This is a genomic window from Leisingera sp. NJS201 (assembly GCF_004535885.1).
GTDB lineage: Bacteria > Pseudomonadota > Alphaproteobacteria > Rhodobacterales > Rhodobacteraceae > Leisingera.
The window spans coordinates 2,112,927-2,130,477 of the sequence record NZ_CP038234.1 but is presented as its reverse complement, the minus strand read 5'-3'; the positions used below and the strand labels follow the sequence as shown (position 1 = coordinate 2,130,477).

The 17,551-nt window shown below is 62.1% G+C and carries 16 protein-coding genes and 2 pseudogenes; 13 read left to right on the top strand and 5 right to left on the bottom strand.

Annotated features, from left to right (window positions below; genetic code table 11):
* Positions 1-8: 8 nt before the first annotated feature.
* Complete coding sequence (rpsF, locus tag ETW23_RS10485) at positions 9-362, bottom strand: 30S ribosomal protein S6 (protein WP_027259123.1); 354 nt, start codon at positions 360-362, stop codon at positions 9-11.
* A gap of 318 nt (positions 363-680) precedes the next feature.
* Between rpsF and ETW23_RS10480 the strand changes: the two genes are divergently transcribed.
* The 3 genes from ETW23_RS10480 to ETW23_RS10470 all read left to right on the top strand — a co-directional run bounded on the left by ETW23_RS10480 (position 681) and on the right by ETW23_RS10470 (position 2,487).
* Complete coding sequence (locus tag ETW23_RS10480; protein ID WP_129371034.1) at positions 681-1,214, top strand: hypothetical protein; 534 nt, start codon at positions 681-683, stop codon at positions 1,212-1,214.
* 149 nt (positions 1,215-1,363) lie between these two features.
* The gene (locus ETW23_RS10475) at positions 1,364-1,942 is read left to right on the top strand and encodes a YceI family protein (protein ID WP_134829953.1); all 579 of its coding nucleotides are present in this window, start codon (positions 1,364-1,366) and stop codon (positions 1,940-1,942) included.
* Positions 1,943-2,163: 221 nt separating this feature from the next.
* Positions 2,164-2,487, top strand: a complete 324-nt coding sequence (locus ETW23_RS10470; RefSeq protein ID WP_134829952.1) for a hypothetical protein — start codon at positions 2,164-2,166, stop codon at positions 2,485-2,487.
* Positions 2,488-2,647: 160 nt separating this feature from the next.
* On the opposite strand, the gene ETW23_RS10465 is transcribed toward ETW23_RS10470, so the two are convergent.
* Positions 2,648-3,913 carry a cytochrome b/b6 domain-containing protein gene (locus tag ETW23_RS10465; protein WP_134829951.1) on the bottom strand — a complete coding sequence of 422 codons (1,266 nt, stop codon included), beginning with the start codon at positions 3,911-3,913 and terminating at the stop codon, positions 2,648-2,650.
* Between the two features lie 176 nt (positions 3,914-4,089).
* Between ETW23_RS10465 and fabD the strand changes: the two genes are divergently transcribed.
* The 4 genes from fabD (at position 4,090) to ETW23_RS10445 (ending at position 7,448) form a co-directional block, all read left to right on the top strand.
* Positions 4,090-5,022 (top strand): ACP S-malonyltransferase, encoded by a 933-nt coding sequence (gene fabD, locus ETW23_RS10460; RefSeq protein ID WP_134829950.1) that lies wholly within the window; start codon positions 4,090-4,092, stop codon positions 5,020-5,022.
* Between the two features lie 58 nt (positions 5,023-5,080).
* Positions 5,081-5,818, top strand: a complete 738-nt coding sequence (gene fabG, locus ETW23_RS10455; protein ID WP_134829949.1) for a 3-oxoacyl-ACP reductase FabG — start codon at positions 5,081-5,083, stop codon at positions 5,816-5,818.
* Positions 5,819-6,229: 411 nt separating this feature from the next.
* Positions 6,230-6,463 (top strand): acyl carrier protein, encoded by a 234-nt coding sequence (locus ETW23_RS10450; RefSeq protein ID WP_005982462.1) that lies wholly within the window; start codon positions 6,230-6,232, stop codon positions 6,461-6,463.
* Positions 6,464-6,704: 241 nt separating this feature from the next.
* Positions 6,705-7,448 carry a HisA/HisF-related TIM barrel protein gene (locus tag ETW23_RS10445; protein WP_129371028.1) on the top strand — a complete coding sequence of 248 codons (744 nt, stop codon included), beginning with the start codon at positions 6,705-6,707 and terminating at the stop codon, positions 7,446-7,448.
* A gap of 114 nt (positions 7,449-7,562) precedes the next feature.
* Here the strand turns inward: ETW23_RS10445 and ETW23_RS10440 are convergent, their stop codons facing one another.
* Positions 7,563-8,378: a PilZ domain-containing protein gene (locus tag ETW23_RS10440; protein ID WP_167738111.1), complete on the bottom strand. Its 816-nt coding sequence runs from the start codon at positions 8,376-8,378 to the stop codon at positions 7,563-7,565.
* Positions 8,379-8,808: 430 nt separating this feature from the next.
* Positions 8,809-9,681 carry a PilZ domain-containing protein gene (locus ETW23_RS10435; protein WP_134829947.1) on the bottom strand — a complete coding sequence of 291 codons (873 nt, stop codon included), beginning with the start codon at positions 9,679-9,681 and terminating at the stop codon, positions 8,809-8,811.
* A gap of 617 nt (positions 9,682-10,298) precedes the next feature.
* Between ETW23_RS10435 and fabF the strand changes: the two genes are divergently transcribed.
* Together fabF and mltG are read left to right on the top strand one after the other, a co-directional pair.
* Positions 10,299-11,564 carry a beta-ketoacyl-ACP synthase II gene (gene fabF, locus ETW23_RS10430; RefSeq protein ID WP_129371025.1) on the top strand — a complete coding sequence of 422 codons (1,266 nt, stop codon included), beginning with the start codon at positions 10,299-10,301 and terminating at the stop codon, positions 11,562-11,564.
* Positions 11,564-12,718 carry an endolytic transglycosylase MltG gene (mltG, locus tag ETW23_RS10425; protein ID WP_134829946.1) on the top strand — a complete coding sequence of 385 codons (1,155 nt, stop codon included), beginning with the start codon at positions 11,564-11,566 and terminating at the stop codon, positions 12,716-12,718. The genes fabF and mltG overlap by 1 nt, the downstream gene beginning before the upstream one ends.
* A gap of 139 nt (positions 12,719-12,857) precedes the next feature.
* Here the strand turns inward: mltG and ETW23_RS10420 are convergent, their stop codons facing one another.
* Positions 12,858-13,256, bottom strand: a complete 399-nt coding sequence (locus ETW23_RS10420; RefSeq protein ID WP_129371023.1) for a hypothetical protein — start codon at positions 13,254-13,256, stop codon at positions 12,858-12,860.
* Between the two features lie 421 nt (positions 13,257-13,677).
* On the opposite strand from ETW23_RS10420, the gene ETW23_RS10415 reads away from it, so the two are divergent.
* The 4 genes and pseudogenes from ETW23_RS10415 (at position 13,678) to ETW23_RS10400 (ending at position 17,542) form a co-directional block, all read left to right on the top strand.
* Complete coding sequence (locus tag ETW23_RS10415; protein ID WP_134829945.1) at positions 13,678-14,010, top strand: hypothetical protein; 333 nt, start codon at positions 13,678-13,680, stop codon at positions 14,008-14,010.
* Positions 14,003-15,289, top strand: coding sequence for a DNA-packaging protein (locus ETW23_RS10410; RefSeq protein WP_134829944.1), 1,287 nt, complete (start codon positions 14,003-14,005; stop codon positions 15,287-15,289). Before ETW23_RS10415 ends, ETW23_RS10410 begins: the two co-directional genes overlap by 8 nt.
* 230 nt (positions 15,290-15,519) lie before the next feature.
* A pseudogene (locus ETW23_RS10405) lies at positions 15,520-16,686 on the top strand (phage portal protein); the annotation flags it as partial.
* Between the two features lie 290 nt (positions 16,687-16,976).
* Positions 16,977-17,542: pseudogene (locus tag ETW23_RS10400) on the top strand (HK97 family phage prohead protease).
* The last annotated feature ends 9 nt before the right edge of the window (positions 17,543-17,551 follow it).

Here is a 17,551-nt window from a genome sequence, read left to right as displayed (position 1 = left end):
AGCTAAGATCAGCGGCGCTCGCGACGGGTGTCGCGTTCATCGCGTTTCTGCATCTGGACCGAGGGGCCTTCCTTGTGCTCGTCGACCTTGATGGTCAGGACGCGCATCACATCGTCATGCAGACGCATCAGGCGTTCCATTTCCTGAATGGCGCCGGCAGAGGCGTCAGTCTTCAGGAAGGAGTAATGCCCCTTGCGGTTCTTGTTGATCTTGTAGGCCATCGTTTTGACGCCCCAGTACTCCTGCTCGACCAGCTTGCCGCCGTTGTCGGACAGAACAGCACCGAAATGTTCGATGAGGCCTTCAGCTTGCGAGTTGGACAGGTCCTGACGCGCAATCATGACATGCTCATAGAGTGGCATGCGAACTCCTGTTTGTGTCTAGGCGCATTTCATAGAACGGGCATCAAAGCTTCCGCTGCCCGGTCACGAGAGGCTGCGCGGATCGAAAATGTCGCGGAAGCAGGGCCTCCTATACAGGCTGCGGCTGAAAGAGCAAGGCAAAAGGGCGGTTTCACGCCGCCGGCCGCGGCCGCCGCTGCAATACCGCAAGCCCGCCGTATTGATGCCCCAAAACCGGCCTTCACTGATTGACGAAGCCTTAACGCGGGGAGCAGCCGCGGCGCCGGCGCATCCGGCAGGGGCAGCTTAAGAAGGGCCAGCTTCAGAAAGGGCAGTCCAATGGCAGTGACAGATCAAACCCCGCCGCAGTTAACCCGCGCCCCGGTGGCGAATGCCTTTGGCGCTGTGGCACGCGCGGTGCCGCTGAGCTTGCGTCTGGAGGCAAACTGGAAGCTGCGCGTTGCTCTGCTGCGGGTGCTGGGGGCGGCAATGATCCTCAGCTCCACCGGGCTGTGGCTGGTTCCGGGCGCTGGCGCTGATCCGGACATGAACCTGATCCGGATCGGTATTTCGGTGGTGTTTCTGCTGATCGGGCTGGTGCTGATGACGGCGCATGACCCCGGCAACCGGCCCGAGGCGTGCTTTGATCCGGTACGCCGCGAACTGCGGGTGCTGCAAGCCGGCAGCCGGGGCAGCCCGCGCACTGTTCTGCGCCGCAGCTATGACACCCTGGGCGGGGCGCGGCTGACTGCGGTGTCGGTGCAATTGTATGAAACAGACGGCAGCCTGCTGATCGAGCTGCCCATCGGTTCCGCCGCAATGCGCAGCCAGCTGCGCGACCAGCTCAGCGGTGCGGTGCGGATCCTGACCTGACTTCACATTTGCGCGAGGAAAATCCGCCGGCCTGCCCGGCGGGTTTTGTGTTCGCCGGTTCACAGGTAATGTTGGTTTTTGCGGGCTTCCCTTTTGGGGGCGTGCGCCGCATCTGTTGCCTCATGATTTATTCTGACGGAGCTTTTCCCATGAAAACGACCCTGATTGCTGCCGCTCTGGCTGCTGCTGCTGCAACCGGCGCTGCCGCCGCCCCGGAAAAATACGTGCTGGATTCCAGCCACAGCCAGATCTTGTTTGATTACAACCACCTGGGCTACTCGACCACCTACGGCCTGTTCTCCGGCTTTGAAGGCGAGATCATGTTCGACCAGGAAGATCCGGCAGCCTCCAGTGTTTCGGTGTCCATGCCGCTCAGCATGATGTTCACCGGCTGGCAGGCCCGTTTCGACCACTTCATGACCAAGGATTTCTTTGACGCAACCGAAGACGAAACTGTCAGCTTCACTTCCACCGCAATCGAAGTGACCGGTGAAAATACCGCGAAGATCAGCGGTGATCTGACCCTGAACGGCGTGACCAAACCGGTGGTGCTGGACGCCAAGCTGAACCAGGCCGGCGACCACCCGATGGCGAAAAAGCCCTGGGCCGGTTTTGATGCAACCGCCTCGGTTCTGCGTTCGGATTACAACCTGGGTCAGTTCGCCCCCTTCATCAGCGACGAGGTGAACATCAAGATCTCGATCGAAGCAATGAAGGCCGACAGCTAAGTTAAGCCTCAGCCTCTGCTTTGAAAGAATTGCCGCCAGCTCCTCCGGGGTTGGCGGTTTTTTGCTGCCCGGCCATTAACCCGTCTTCTAGCCCGGATACAGATCCGGCGTTGGAACCGGCGCCGCCCCTCGCCAAAGCGTGACAGAAGTTCATTGGTGTTCTCCTGGCGGCTGCGGCAGGCTGTAACCGGCCCCTCCGGCCGCTTAAGAAAGGAGGCATCATGTTTCGCCTAGGCTACATCCTATCAGCCGGTGCAGCATTGGCCCTAGCTGCCAATCTGGCGTTCACAACGCCTGTTGCCGCTCATGATTCAGGCCGTGATACGGCCCGCGCCATTGCCGGGCTGATTGCTCTGGGTCTCATTGCTAAAAACCTGAATGACCGCAATGACCGCCACCGCGGCTACACGCATTCCTATCAGCCGCGCACCTACTACCGGCCCCATCGCGGCCGCGGCCATTATGCGGGCCGCCACAGGAACCATGACCGCGGCATACACCGCCACCGGACACGCCACGGCGGCTATTACCGGCACAGTCACTGATATCCGGATGCGGTAAAACCTGTTGCGCAGAAACAGACCGGCTGAAGCGGCACAGCGCCGCGCGTCAGCGCGGCGCCCGGCCCAAGCCTGCCAGGGGGGCAGCCCGCTGATCACCCGCAGGCGCGGGAGGGTTCCGGCCCCGGATCAGCCGGCGCCCGGATCACTCTGCCCGTTTGGCCACCAGCTCCACCGGCACCTCCACGGCAAACCCCAGCGAAGTTTCATCCGGCAGGCTTTTGCCAATGCCGAAATCGAGCCGGTTCAGCGTCAGCGTGCCGGCCATCATTGCCGTGTCTCCCTGCAGGTCCAGGCTGAAGGGCAGGGTGACCGGCACCGTCTGTCCCTTGATGGTCAGGGTACCCGCCGCCTGATATCCTGCGGCCAGCTTTTCGATATCCGCCTTGAACAGGGCAGTTGGGAAACTGGCGCTGTCAAAGTAATCGGCGCCCATCGCCTGACCGGCAACCGATCCCAATTCCAGAGACGGGATCGACACTGTCACCTCCACATCACCTGCCGGACCCGGGGCCGCGGGGTCCTCAAAGTTGATCACCGCAGCCCACTCGCTGAAACTGCCCGAAATGACGCTGCCCATCTGGGTGACGGACAGGCCCAAAGTGCCGGATTGCACCGCCCAGCCGCCCCCGGCCGCAGGGTCCACTGCCACAACAGGAGCCACGGTGCCTTCTGTGCTGTGATCCTGCGCGTTCCCGTGACTGTGGTCATGACCGCCAAAGACACCAATCACCGCGCCGCCGCCCAGGGCACCGGCCCAGACCGCCAGCGCCGCCAGCACCGGCATCAGGCTGTGGGATTGCGCGGGCGGCTGCGGCTGATTGCTGCTGCCCGGCAGCATCCGGCGCAACGTGGCGTCGCGGTCAATCACATGATGCTTCAGCGCCCCGGCAATATGCAGGCCCAGCGAGGCGGCCAATGTCCAGACCAGAACCCAGTGCAAGCCGCCGAAAAAATCCGCCGCGTGGTCGGACTTCGGCACAAACGGCAGGTTCTGCCCGAACGGCCACCAGATCGGCGCAAAACCGGTGGTCGCGGCGTGATGGATCCATCCCGACAGCGGCACTGCCACCAGCGAGCCGTACAAAAGCCAATGCACCATCTCCGCCGCCAGCGCCTCCGCCTTGCGATCGGGATGCAGCAGGCCGGGTTTCGGCTGGCTCAGCGCCCACAGGATCCGCAGCAGCGCGGTAAAGAACACCGCAACCCCCACTGTCTTATGCAATGAGAACAGCAGCGTTGCCCGTGCAATCACCGCCTGGCTGCCGTCAAAGCCGGGGCTTTGGATCTCATGCGCCAGCTCATTGGCGATATACCCCAGCGGAAAGGCCGAGAAAATCAGCAGGGCGGTCAGCCAGTGAAATGTTTTGGCGACGCTGCCGTAAGAGGTGAACGTGTTGGCACGGGACATTGGCGCGCTTTTCCTTGTCAAATTCCGGTGGCTCTAACCTAACCGCGGCGGGCTGCGTTGCAACGTCAGGAATTGTCAGCCGGTGCACAGCTTTGGTGCGCAATGTGCGGCTTTGCTTGTACGCAGGGGAAAGGCCCGCTAAATCAGGCAAAACGTTAAAACAGACGAGGTCTTCAATGACGATCGCATTTGTGTTCCCGGGACAGGGTGCCCAGACCATCGGTATGGGCAAGGCGCTGGCCGAGGCTTATCCGGCTGCCAAAGCTATCTTTGACGAGGTGGACGATGCTTTGGGTGAAAGCCTGAGCCAGCTGATCTGGGAGGGCGATATTGAAACCCTGACCCTGACCCAGAACGCGCAGCCCGCGCTGATGGCCACCTCGATGGCCGCCATGCGCGCCTTGGAAGCCGAAGGCGTCACCGTCGGCAAGGCCTCCTTTGTGGCCGGCCATTCCCTGGGCGAATATTCGGCGCTGGCTTCGGCGGGGTCGATTTCGGTGGCTGACACTGCGCGCCTCCTGCGCACCCGCGGTCTCGCCATGCAAAGCGCGGTTCCGGTGGGCGAGGGCGCCATGGCCGCGATCCTGGGCTTGGATCTTGAGGCCGTGCGCGCCGTGGCAGAGGAGGCCGCGCAAGGCGAGGTTTGCCAGGCGGCCAACGACAATGACCCGGCCCAGGTGGTGGTCTCCGGAACCAAGGCAGCGGTTGAACGCGCCGCTGTGATCGCCAAGGAGAAGGGGGCCAAACGCGCGGTGATGCTGCCGGTCAGCGCCCCGTTCCACTGCGCCCTGATGCAGCCCGCGGCTGACGCTATGGCCGAAGCGCTGGCTGGTGTGGATATCAAATCCCCGGCCGTGCCGCTGATCGCCAATGTGCGCGCAGACGCAGTGACCAGCCCCGATGAAATCCGTGCCCTGCTGGTGGAGCAGGTGACCGGCTCGGTGCGCTGGCGCGAAAGCGTTCAGGTTATGGCCTCCAATGGTGTGACCGAATTCTGGGAAATCGGAGCGGGCAAAGCCCTGTCCGGCATGATCCGCAAGATCGACCGTGCGCTGGTTTGCCGCCAGGTGGGCGCCCCCGAAGACGCCAAGGCTGCCGCCGAAGCATAAAGGGATTTAGCCGGCGCGCGCCCGTGCCGCGCCGGCCTCTGATATAAAGGAAAAGAAAATGTTTGATCTGACTGGCAAGAACGCCCTTGTGACCGGCGCTTCGGGCGGCATCGGCGGCGACATCGCCCGCGCTCTGCATTCCGCAGGCGCCACCGTTGCCCTGTCCGGCACCCGTGAAGAGCCGCTGAAGGCATTGGCCGAGGAACTGGGCGTGCGCGCCCATGTGCTCACCTGCAACCTGTCGGATGCAGAGTCTGTCGAGGCACTGCCGAAACAGGCGGCTGCCGCCATGGGCTCGGTCGACATTCTGGTGAACAACGCGGGCATCACCCGTGACAACCTGTTCATGCGCATGAAAGACGAGGAATGGGAGAGCGTTCTGAACGTGAACCTCACCTCCACCATGCGGCTCTGCCGCGGTGTGCTGCGCGGCATGATGAAGGCGCGCTGGGGCCGCATCATCAACATCTCCTCGGTCGTGGGCGCCACCGGCAACCCGGGCCAGGCCAACTATGCGGCATCTAAGGCCGGCATGGTCGGCATGTCCAAATCGCTGGCCTATGAGATCGCCAATCGCGGCATCACCGTGAACGCGGTGGCGCCGGGTTTTATCGCTACTGCGATGACCGACAAGCTGAACGATAGCCAGAAAGACGCGATCCTGACGCAGATCCCGGCCGGCCGCATGGGGGAATCGAAGGAAATCGCCTCAGCCGTTCTGTACCTGGCCAGCCAGGAAGCGGGTTATGTCACCGGCACCACGCTGCACGTGAATGGCGGCATGGCAATGATCTAGGCCCCGCGCCAACCTGTGCCCTGCAGCCTGTCTGCAGGGATTTTCAATGTCTGCCCCGGCCTGACCGGGCCGCATGAACGGTGCAGGTTTCGCTGCCAAGCAGTTGAAAAGGGACGGATTTGCGAAAAATTTGCTGTGCGCCTCTTGCAAGCACTTGATTACGGGGCCATCTGCACCCTTCATAGCCGCCAGAAGCCGTCTGGCCCTGGCTGCTGTGACCAAGCGAAACCGTTTGCCTTGGCCGCGGTCTATGTTATAGGCGGCGCATATCTGTACTGGTGTTTCCCCAAGGGAGCCGCCGCACTGTCCCCGCCCGGCGGGGATACCAACGCCCGCTCCGGGCAATAACCACGCCGCCCGAACGGGCAAGGGCAGAACTGGGCAGAGTGCCCTGAAAGACGAGGAATAGACATGAGCGACGTCGCAGACCGCGTAAAAAAGATCGTTGTTGAGCACCTGGGTGTAGAAGAAGACAAGGTCACCGAAAACGCTTCCTTCATTGACGATCTGGGCGCAGACAGCCTGGACACCGTGGAACTGGTGATGGCGTTTGAAGAAGAGTTCGGCATCGAGATCCCGGACGACGCAGCCGAAACCATCCAGACCTTCGGCGACGCGGTCAAATTCATCTCCGAAGCGTCCTAAGCCACGCTTCCGGAGAACCGGACCCAGCGGCGTCTTCCCATCGGGGAAGGCGCCGTTTTCGTTTGTCCGGCAGGGTCCTGATTCCCATTTTTCCGGAAATTTTGCGGGGTGTTTGTTTGCGCTATCAAGCGGTGGCTCCGCTGCGCCGCAATTGTTCCATAAATCGTCATGATACGGCATTCCGGCGGCGGCGTTCCGTGCTAATCTCTGTGCAAGAGGCAAAACTTAGGAGATAGGCATCATGATGATTTACCCCACTATGGAGATTCAGAACGGCCGCTGCGTGAGCCTCGAAAAGGGCCGCCTGGATGAGCCGATGATCTGGCATGTGGATCCGGTGGAAACCGCCAAGAGCTTTGCGGCCGCCGGGGCGGAATGGATGCATGTGACCGACTTCAACGCAATTGAAGGCGATCACTGCAACGAGGAGCTGATCTGCGACATCATCCGCGGCGCCGGCATTCCGGTGCAGCTGGGCGGCGGTATCCGCTCGCGCGAGCATGCCGAGCATTGGATTGACAAAGGCGCAGGGCGTGTCGTGATCGGCACGCTGGCCGCGCGCGATCCGCAGCTGGTTCAGGAACTGGCCAAACACCACCCGGACCAGATCGTGCTGGCCGTGGATGTATACCAGGGCCAGGTGATGACCGATGGCTGGCGCCAGTCCGGCGCAATCTCGCCCGAGGACTTTATCGCGGCGTTTGATTCCGCGCCGCTGGCGGGAATCATTGTCACCGATATCGACAGCGACATGTCGGATCTCGAAGCTCAGCTTGGCCTGATTTCCGCCCTCGCGGAAAAGTCCCGCACGCCGGTGATCGCCAATGGCGTTGTGCGCAGCTCGGATGATGTTTCGCGCCTGAAATACATCTACAATATTTCCGGTGCGATGATTGGCCGGGCGCTGTTCCGCAAAACAGTGACTGTCGAGGAAGTTCTGGAAGTGGCCCGGCCCGAACCCGAGCCGGTAGCTGAGTTCCAATAAATCAATGCCTGCGGATTTTGGTCCGCAGGCGTTTTTTTGCCCCAGTTGCGGCCATCCCCCGAGGCGCGCGGAACTGAAGTCAGGGATCCGGACGGGCGGCAGCACGCTGCTGGATCATGCTTCCTTGGCGGCGGGTTCCGGTTGTTCCTGATCCTGTTGATTTGAGTTGAGCAAGGCTTTCAAATCGGCACGCAGCAGTTTGGCGTTGAATTTAATGCCGAAATAGTCGGCGTTTTGCCACAGAATCTGCGCGTCAAAAGACGCCACACCGGGCACCGAGGCGATGACACCCTCTTTGATATTGAACGGCGGTTCGCGCGGTTCCTGCGGTTGCTCCAGCACCCGGATTTTTGCACCCACCCGGCTGATGTCCACAATTTTTGCAGGGAACCGGCGCTGGCGGCAGCGCAGGGTGCACGGCAAAGAGCAATGGTAACGGCGCCTTAGCCGCAAGCGTTTGCGCGTGACCCGCTCTGCCAAAAACAGGCCGGCGCCGCCGAGAAGCAGAGCTAAGAGGGAACTGGCAATAGCGGTCCTCCGCCGGTACGGCAGCAATGGGCCGAGGCTTGCCTGTGCCTGACCGGTTTGCATATCTTTCGGTACGAAATCGCAGGGCAAAGAGACGATCTGTCTGGATAAATCCTCCAGCAAGGCCCGTGCGCCCAGCCGCCGCGCACTGACTTCCGCCCGTTCCCGTCCATGGATGCGATATACTTCGAGAAGGCCTTTTTGTTGTGTAATCAACCTCATGGCAAGCGGCTCGTAGGCCCCCATGCCCGACCTGCGCATCCGCATGCGCAGCGGCACGGCCGGGTGGTCGGCCATCCAGTGGCGCAGCTTCCTGGCCTGGCCGTTCTGTTGCCCGGTCCGCAAATAATCCAGGAACTCACGCATCTCATGCCGCATAAGTGCGAGATCCGATTGCAGCATGCAGGTCGCCCTGGAGGATGCGGCAGCCATGCCTGCACTGCCGCAAACCACAGCCGGGGCAATCGATAGAGCGATAATCAATGGCCAGTGTCTCAATACAGGACCCTTCCGGTCATGAGAGGAAGTGCAGTCGCGGTGTTGGATGCAGTAGAACCACCCAATGGATAATTGGATACCGTTAACACCCTCTATGCGGGTGTATAATTCACCGTAAAACCGGCAACACCGTCCGGAGTTGCACATCATGGTTTGTGGCATTGGCCGGTGATTTCGGAACTGAAAAGACACGCAATGCGCCTGCCGCCTGGCAAGGCGGTGCGGGACATGCCGGATTCGCGCGTCTTTTCCAGGTGGTTTCATTTGGAAGGGCAGTTGAATTGCACAGTTTTTGTGCTGGACCCGTCGGATCCTTTAGCAGGCCGGAGGGCTGTTATACTCCGAGCCGCACTTCTTCGCGCAGGCCGTCGCCCTGAAGCGGGAAGGCTTCCAGCAGGCGGTGCAATTGCATGAAGTTGAAATCCTTGGAGAATTGGACGCCGCAATAGCCGGGGGTTTGCCAGCGGACCTGGGCATCCATTGTGTATCCGCCGAAATCGAGGGTCACCCGCCCAGACACTTCGCAAGGGCTGTCGGGGCGCACCTTGGCGCCGGCCCGGCTCAGATCGACCAGATGAGCTTGGACTGTCCGCCCGCCCGCCTGCAAGACGCAAGGCACTGCGCAGGGGTAGCGTTTTGTGCGGCGGATTTTGCGGATGCCGATCCGGTCCAGGAAATACAGCGCACTGCCGCCCAGAACCAGAAACGACAGCCAGGCAATTGCGGCATTTCTGATTTGCTGGCTCTGCCGTGCATCGCCCGCAGCCACGGCAACCAGCTTGCTGCCATTGCCGCTTTCCTTCACCTGGTCGCAGGGCAAAGCTTCGACACGGGTTCCGAATTCCGACGTCAGCACCGGGGTTCCCATATGGCGCGCGGTTTCAAGCGCGGCGGCCCGGCCCTGGCTGGAGAGGATTTTCAGCAGGACCTGCTGCTGCTGTAAAAGCTCCTGCATGCCGGCAGCGACGGATTGAATTCCAACCGCGTTCATCCGCTGCCGCATCGGCGCGGGCGGGTTTGTGCTGATCCAGCTGCGCAGATGCTGCACATAAAAGGCATTCTGGCCGGAGCTGAGATAGGCGAGAAACCCCTTGGACGCCCGGTGCAGGTTCGACAGTTCCTGATGCACAGCGCAACTGGCGGCTGCGCGTTCCGGCAGCAGTCCAATCACCAGTAAAAATGCAGTTAGCGGGAGCCAATTGCGCATGGCGGGGCCGTTCCTTTTTGCCTTTGGACTGAAAGAATGACGTATAAATCCAAATGTGCCGTTAACGCAGGCGGCTTTTTGGGGCTGTCCAGGCTGCACAAGGCGCAGGGCACAGGCGGTAGCCGCAGGGATGCTCCAGAGACCAGAGGCGCCTCGAAACTAAGTTTCCGCCGGCCTTGGATTTGATTTTCCAGTGGCGGAAATTTGCCGGTCTCTGGCGGCTGGCCGGCGCCTGGATCTGAGCCGCGGCCGGCAATGCCGGGACAGCAACATGGAAACCGGCGGGGCAGAGGCGGCAAGTAAGTCAGGGCCGGATGGCCGGTGAAACGAGCATAAGCAATGTGCTGTCAGCATAGCTGGGAAAAAAAGACGGGCTGGAGGAAAATTGGCCCAGACCTCCAGCCCGGTTTTGGCAATCCACGAGGACGGATGCCGAGTTCTGTCATCATCGTGCTATCAACCTAAGGGGTATTGGTTAACAATAAACTCCACTCCCGCAATTTCTCCGTGAAATGCACAGTCCGCGCGGCGGCACTGCAGATCAGCCCGCTCTTGCACCCAGCCGCCATTCCAAGCTATTTGAACGGACGGATTGCCGAGGCAAAGGAGAGCAAGGAATGCGTCGAGTAGTTGTCACCGGACTGGGCCTGGTCACCCCGCTGGCCAGCGGAGTCGAAGAAACCTGGTCCCGGTTGCTGGACGGCCAGTCGGGCGCGGGCCCGATCACCCTGTTTGACGCCGAAGCCAGCGGTGTATCCACCACATATGCCTGTGAGGTGCCGCGCGGCGATGGCTCCGAGGGAACATTCAACGCGGATGACTGGGTCATCAAGAAAGACCAGAAGAAGATAGACGACTTCATTCTTTATGGCATTGCTGCTGCGGATATGGCTGTGCGGGACGCCGGCTGGACGCCCGAGGATGAAGAAAGCCGCCTGCGCACCGGCGTGATGATCGGTTCTGGTATTGGCGGGTTGTCGTCGATTGCGGACACCGCCGTGATGATCAAGGAAAAAGGCCCCCGCCGGGTGTCCCCATTCTTTATCCCCGGTGCGCTGATCAACCTGATCTCGGGACAGGTGTCGATCCGCTTTGGCTTCAAGGGCCCGAACCATTCGGTTGTGACCGCCTGTTCGACCGGCGCCCACGCCATCGGCGATGCGGCGCGGCTGATCAAATCCGGCGACGCCGACGTGATGATCGCAGGTGGCGCCGAGGCGGCGATCTGCGAAATCGGTATTGCCGGTTTCAACGCCTGCAAAGCGCTGTCCACCAAACGCGCCGACGACCCTAAAGCGGCCTCGCGCCCCTATGACGCCGACCGCGACGGTTTTGTCATGGGCGAGGGTGCCGGCATCGTTGTGCTGGAAGACTACGAGCACGCCAAGGCCCGCGGCGCCAAGATCTATGCCGAGGTGCTGGGCTATGGCATGTCGGGCGACGCCTACCACATCACCGCGCCGTCCGAGAATGGCGAAGGCGGCGAACGCTCGATGAGGGCGGCGCTGAAAAACGCGGGCCTGGAGCCGTCCGCCATTGACTATATCAATGCGCATGGCACTTCGACCATGGCCGACACAATTGAGCTGGGTGCGGTTGAACGGCTGTTGGGCGACCACGCCGCCAATGTCACCATGTCTTCGACCAAATCGGCTACCGGCCACCTCTTGGGCGCGGCCGGCGCGATTGAGGCGATCTTCTCGATCCTGGCGATCCGCGATCAGGTTGCACCGCCGACCATCAATCTGGACAACCCCGCCATCGAAAGCCAGGTGGATCTGGCCCCCAACGCCAAACGTGAGCGTAAGGTTGAGATTGCGCTGTCGAACTCCTTTGGGTTTGGCGGCACCAATGCCTCGGTGATCTTCGGAAAGGCCGGCTGATGTGGCGCAGCCTCGCCTCCAACATGCTGACAGTGCTCATTGCGGCTTTGTTTCTGCTGGGCGGCCTGATTCTGTGGGGCAAATCGCAATACACCGCTGAAGGCCCGCTGGAGACAGCGATCTGCCTGCGCGTCGAGCGGGGCTCGAACATGGCACGGGTCAGCCGCGATCTGGAATCCCAGGGCGCGGTTGCCTCCGCCGCCATCTTCCGCCTCGGCGCCAAATACAGCGAGAAGACCGGCCAGCTGAAGGCCGGCAGCTTCCTGCTGGAACCGGGCTCCTCGATGGAGCGGATCATCGACGGGATCACCCATTCCGGCGCCTCCACCTGCGGCACCGAGATTGTCTACCGCGTCGGCGTGACCCGTACCCAGACCGTGGTGCGCGAATTGGATCCGGCGACCAATAAATTCGAGGAAAAGGCCGCCTTCATCCTCGGCGAAGGGGAGGTGCCTGCTGCCTACACTGAGACCCGCCAGGAGGCCGACACCCGTTACCGGATTGCTCTGGCCGAAGGCGTGACCAGCTGGCAGGTGGTTGAGGCGCTTAAGGCGATGGATGTGCTGAACGGCGACCCCGGCGAACGTCCGGGGGAGGGCCTCCTGGCGCCCGACAGCTATGAGGTCACCACCGGCACGGACCGTGCAGCCGTTCTGGCTGAGATGCAGGAGCGCCAGCAGCTGCGCATCAACGCCGCCTGGGAAAGCCGGTCCGCAGATGCTGCGGTCGGCAGCCCCGAAGAAATGCTGGTCCTTGCCTCGATCATCGAGAAGGAGACCGGCGTTGCCTCTGAACGCGGCGTAGTCTCCTCGGTCTTCACCAACCGCCTGAACCGCGGCATGCGGCTGCAGACGGACCCGACGGTGATCTACGGCGTCACCAAGGGCGAAGGTGTCCTGGGCCGTGGTCTGCGTCAAAGCGAGCTGCGCAAGGCCACCCCCTGGAACACCTATGTGATCGAAGGCCTGCCGCCGACCCCGATAGCCAACCCCGGCATGGAAAGCCTGGAGGCTGCGGTGAACCCTGAAGCCACGGATTATGTGTTCTTTGTTGCCGATGGCACCGGCGGCCATGCGTTCGCCGAAACGCTGGACGAACACAACAGGAATGTGGCCAAATGGCGCGAGATCGAAGCCCAGCAGCAGAACAACTGAGGCTGATGCCAGGGCCGGAATTCGCACCGGAATTCGCGCCGGGAAACAGTCTGCGGTGATGTATCCGGTAGCAGGAAGGGCGCCCTTGGGGCGCCCTTTTTGATGCAAACCTTGGGGCCGCCCTTAAGTCAGGCCGGCGTCACGTGTAGATACAGATGTAGAAATTTGTCCCGCTCTGGTAACCGCCGCATTTATCATAGAATTCAATGGTCGCCTTGACGGTTTTTCCAGCCAGCGCGCTGAACTGCGTGCTTAGGTCCACTGGCTGCATCGGCGTCACCACACCGGAACAGCCATTGCTGTAGTCATGTGAATATGTGGCGGTGTTTTCCGGATCGCTTTGGTCCGTCATGGTCAGTTTGACCACATCGTCAACGGATGTCTGGCCTTCGCCGCTGGGGCCGCCGGACATCACGATTGTGGCGTTTGCCGGAATGTTCACATAGTGGAGAGTGGCATCATAAAAGATCTTTCCGGCATCCCCCTGGACAGGTGCCGATTCCTGCGCGGTGGCGATCTGGTGATTGGTCCAACCCATGTGCGGTTCCTCGTTATCAAAAATGACGTTGCTGCACGGCGTCGTGCAGGATTGACGCTACAATCCTGGATTGCATTTCGAAAAGGGTGGTTTTGCGAAAGATGCACATCATTTAAATCACCTCCGATTGATGGACATCCGCCTGTGTAATTTTTGTTTACAGGGGCTTGGCCTTCTTTGCCGAAGGATGTGTGCCGCCCGCGTTTGCGGCAGCCCGTTGCGCACCCACCGTACGCATGCCTCGCCATACCCCTTGACTTTTCCGATAAAATCTCGTAAAGGTTGTATTGCAGCTGGAAGAAACAAGGACGGCCCCGGACTCCTCCGCCGGTGGCCGCCGTTCTTTCTCTTGTGCGGACAAAAAACGCATGAGGCAGACAAATTCATGACAGATCACCCAACAGACCAGGACGGCGCCGCTGTGCTGACGCGGCAAGTGCATTACACCGCCGATCTCCTGCGATCCCTGCAGGAGAGCATCCACCGCCTGCGCAACGAGGCGGAGGAGCTGCGCAAGCAGCTCGACGCGGAAGGCGCCGACGAAGTGACCGGCGCCAAAAGCCAGATCAGCAAACTGGAACAGCTGATCCGCGATTGCCAGAAAGTGGAGAGACTCCTTGCAGAACAAAGCACAGAATTCGCCCGCATGCTCAAATCCGAACATGAACTCGATCTCGTCGCGGCACGCGCAGCTGTCGAGCGCGGACTTTCTGGCCTGCGTTCCGCTCTCGCTCCAGAACTGGTTCTTGAATGAGCTGGAGAGCAAAGCACTCTGCGCGCTGCCGCATCTCTTTGATTTCTGGGCGCTGGACCACCAGCGGCCGCCGCCGGGCGGCTGGCGTGCCTGGGTGATCCTGGGCGGCCGCGGTGCCGGCAAGACAAGGGCAGGGGCCGAATGGATCCGCACCCTTGCCGAAGGGCCGCGCCCGCACGATCCCGGCACCGCCCGCCGCATTGCGCTGGTGGCGGAAACCTATGACCAGGTGCGTGACGTGATGATCCATGGCGACAGCGGCATTCTGGCCTGCTCGCCGCCCGACCGCCGCCCCAAATGGAAAGCCTCCGAACGCAAACTGACCTGGCCCAACGGCGCCGAGGCGCAGGCGTTTTCCGCCCACGACCCCGAGGCCCTGCGCGGCCCCCAGTTCGACGCCGCCTGGGCGGATGAGCTGGCCAAGTGGAAAAAGGGGCAGGAGTGCTGGGACATGCTGCAGTTTGCCTTGCGGCTGGGCCAGGACCCGCGCGTCTGTGTCACCACCACGCCGCGCAATGCGCCGGTGCTGAAACGGCTTCTGGCCGCCCCCAGCACCGTGCAGACCCACGCCGCGACCGAGGCCAACCGTGCCAACCTCGCACCGTCCTTTCTGGAGGAAGTGCGCGCGCGTTATGCCGGCACCCGTCTGGGGCGGCAGGAGCTGGACGGGGTAATGCTGACCGATGTGCAGGGGGCGCTCTGGACAAACGCAGCGCTGGTCAATGCACAGGTGGCAGAGGCACCGCCGCTCGACCGGGTGGTGGTGGCGGTGGATCCAGCGGTCAGTTCGGGGAAATCCTCGGACGCCTGCGGCATTGTGGTGGCCGGTGCCGTCACCCAGGGTCCGCCGCAGGACTGGCGCGCCTATGTTCTGGCCGATTGCACCGTGCAGGGCGTCGGGCCGCTGGCCTGGGCCCAGGCCGCAATTGCCGCCCGCGATACCCATGGCGCCGACCGGGTTGTGGCCGAGGTCAATCAGGGCGGTGCCTTGGTGGAGACCGTGCTGCGCCAGGCCGACCCCATGGTGCCGTTCCGCGCCTTGCACGCAAGCAAAGGCAAGTCCGCCCGCGCCGAACCCGCTGCCGCGCTGTATGAGCAGGGCCGCGTCAAACACCTGCCGGGGCTGGGAGAGCTGGAGGACCAGATGTGCCTGATGACCCCGCAAGGTTACCGCGGCAGCGGCTCGCCCGACCGGCTGGATGCGCTGGTCTGGGCCTTGCATGAGCTGATCATTCATCCAGCGGCGAAACTGCAGCTTCCGCAGGTGCGGGTCTTGTAGACGCAGCCCCGCCGCAGGCTGGGGAACTGCGGCAATGAAAGACCAGGAAATGGCAGCGTGCAACGTTGTCATTTTCAATTTTTACAATGGGTTACATCAAGGTGTTGCGCCCCCTGCGTACGCACCGCTGGCCAAATCTTCAGGCCTCTCTGTCATTAATCATCCTCAGCAAAGGCGCAACAGGCCCTTCGGCACAGAGCGCCAGAAACAGCAACCATGAGGAGCGGACAATGGTCTTTGACCTGCTGCGGCGCAACAAGCCCGAAACCCCGGAAACCGCCCTGGAACAGAAGGCCAGCCAGACCGCCCGCGTGGTCTCCTGGCAGGGCGCAGGCCGCACTGCCTGGAGCCCGCGCGACAGCGTCTCCCTGACCCGCAGCGGTTTTGCCGGCAATCCGGTCGGTCACCGGGTGATCCGTATGATCGCCGAGGCCGCCGCCGCTGTGCCGCTGGTGCTGCAGGACAGCCGCCAGCGCTATGACAGCCACCCCTGGCTGGCGCTTCTGGCCCGCCCCAACCCGGCGCAGGGCCAGGCCGAACTGCTGGAGGCGCTGTATGGCCATCTCCTGCTGTCCGGCAACGCCTATATCGAAGCGGTGACGGCAGAGAACAGCGCCCCGGCAGAGCTGCATGTGCTGCGCTCCGACCGGATGAACGTGGTGCCGGGGCCGGACGGTTGGCCCGCGGGTTTTGATTATGTGGTGGGCGGGCGCAAGCACCGCTTTGCCAGTGATCCTGCCCAATCCCCGATCTGCCATATCAAAAGCTTCCACCCGCAGGACGACCACTATGGCCTTTCATCCCTGCAATCGGCGGCAATGGCGATTGACGTCCACAATGCTGCCTCCCGCTGGTCCAAGGCGCTGCTGGACAACGCAGCCCGTCCCTCCGGTGCGCTGGTCTGGACAGGCTCCGATGGCCATGGCCGCATGTCCGAGGAACAATTCCGTATCCTAAGTGACGAGATTCAATCAAACTTTCAGGGTGCCAAGAATGCCGGCCGTCCGATGGTTCTGGAAGGCGGCCTGGACTGGAAGCCAATGGGCTTTTCGCCCTCCGACATGGAATTCCAGAAAACCAAGGACACCGCCGCCCGCGAGATTGCGCTGGCATTCGGGGTGCCGCCGATGTTGCTCGGCATTCCCGGCGATGCAACCTACGCCAATTATCAAGAGGCCCACCGCGCCTTTTACCGGCTGACCGTGCTGCCCTTGGCGGCCAAGGTCACCGCAGCGCTGGCCGATTGGCTTACCGGCTGGACCGGCGAGGTCCTGACCCTGAAACCCGACCTTGATCAATTGCCCGCCTTGGCGGCCGAACGCGAGGCGCAGTGGCGCCGGGTGTCTGGCGCGGATTTCCTCAGCACCGCGGAAAAGCGGCAGCTGCTGGGTTTGCCCGCAGAAGCCGCCGCCGCGCCGCAAGCGGGGGCGGACAGGATGACTGAGCACCCGATGCATTCCTTCGATTGTTCACCGGGATTGCGCCTGTCCGCCCATGAGCGGGTCGCTCAGATCCAGAACGAGGCGGTGAACCGCCGGCTCGACCGGATCGAACAAATGATGGAACGGCTGGAGAAACGCCTCTGGCTCACCGTCTACGGCGTTGCCGCGGTGATCCTGGCGCAGGCCTTTCAATCCTTCTTGACGGTTCAACTGCCGTAACAACAACAACTTGCGAGGCAAATATCATGCAGGGACCACCCCGGCTTGAACATAAATTCGCACGCTTCGGCGAGGACCTCTCGCTGAAGGACGCAACAGAAATCAGCGGCTACGCCAGCCTGTTCGGCCAGACCGACCAGGGCGGCGATGTGGTGATGCGCGGCGCCTATGCGGCCTCCTTGAAAGCACTTAAGGATCAGGGCCGCACGGTCAAGATGCTGTGGCAGCACGACCCGGCGCAGCCCATCGGCGTCTGGGACGAGGTGCGCGAGGACAAGCGCGGGCTTTACGTCAAGGGCCGCATCCTGACCGCCACTCCCAAGGGCGCCGAAGCCGCCGCACTGGTCGGGGCGGCGCCATCGACGGGCTGTCAATCGGCTACCGCACCGTGAAATCCAGCCGCGGCCAGGACGGCACCCGCCATTTGACCGAGGTGGAGCTGTGGGAGGTGTCGCTGGTCACCTTCCCGATGCTGCCCGCAGCGCGGGTGGCGGGCAAATCCTTTGCTCTGGATGCCGAGGCAGACGCATTGCGCGCACTGGCCACAGGCCTGCGCCAGATCACCTGCGGCCTCAAGGCAGGCCGGACATAAAACAGGACA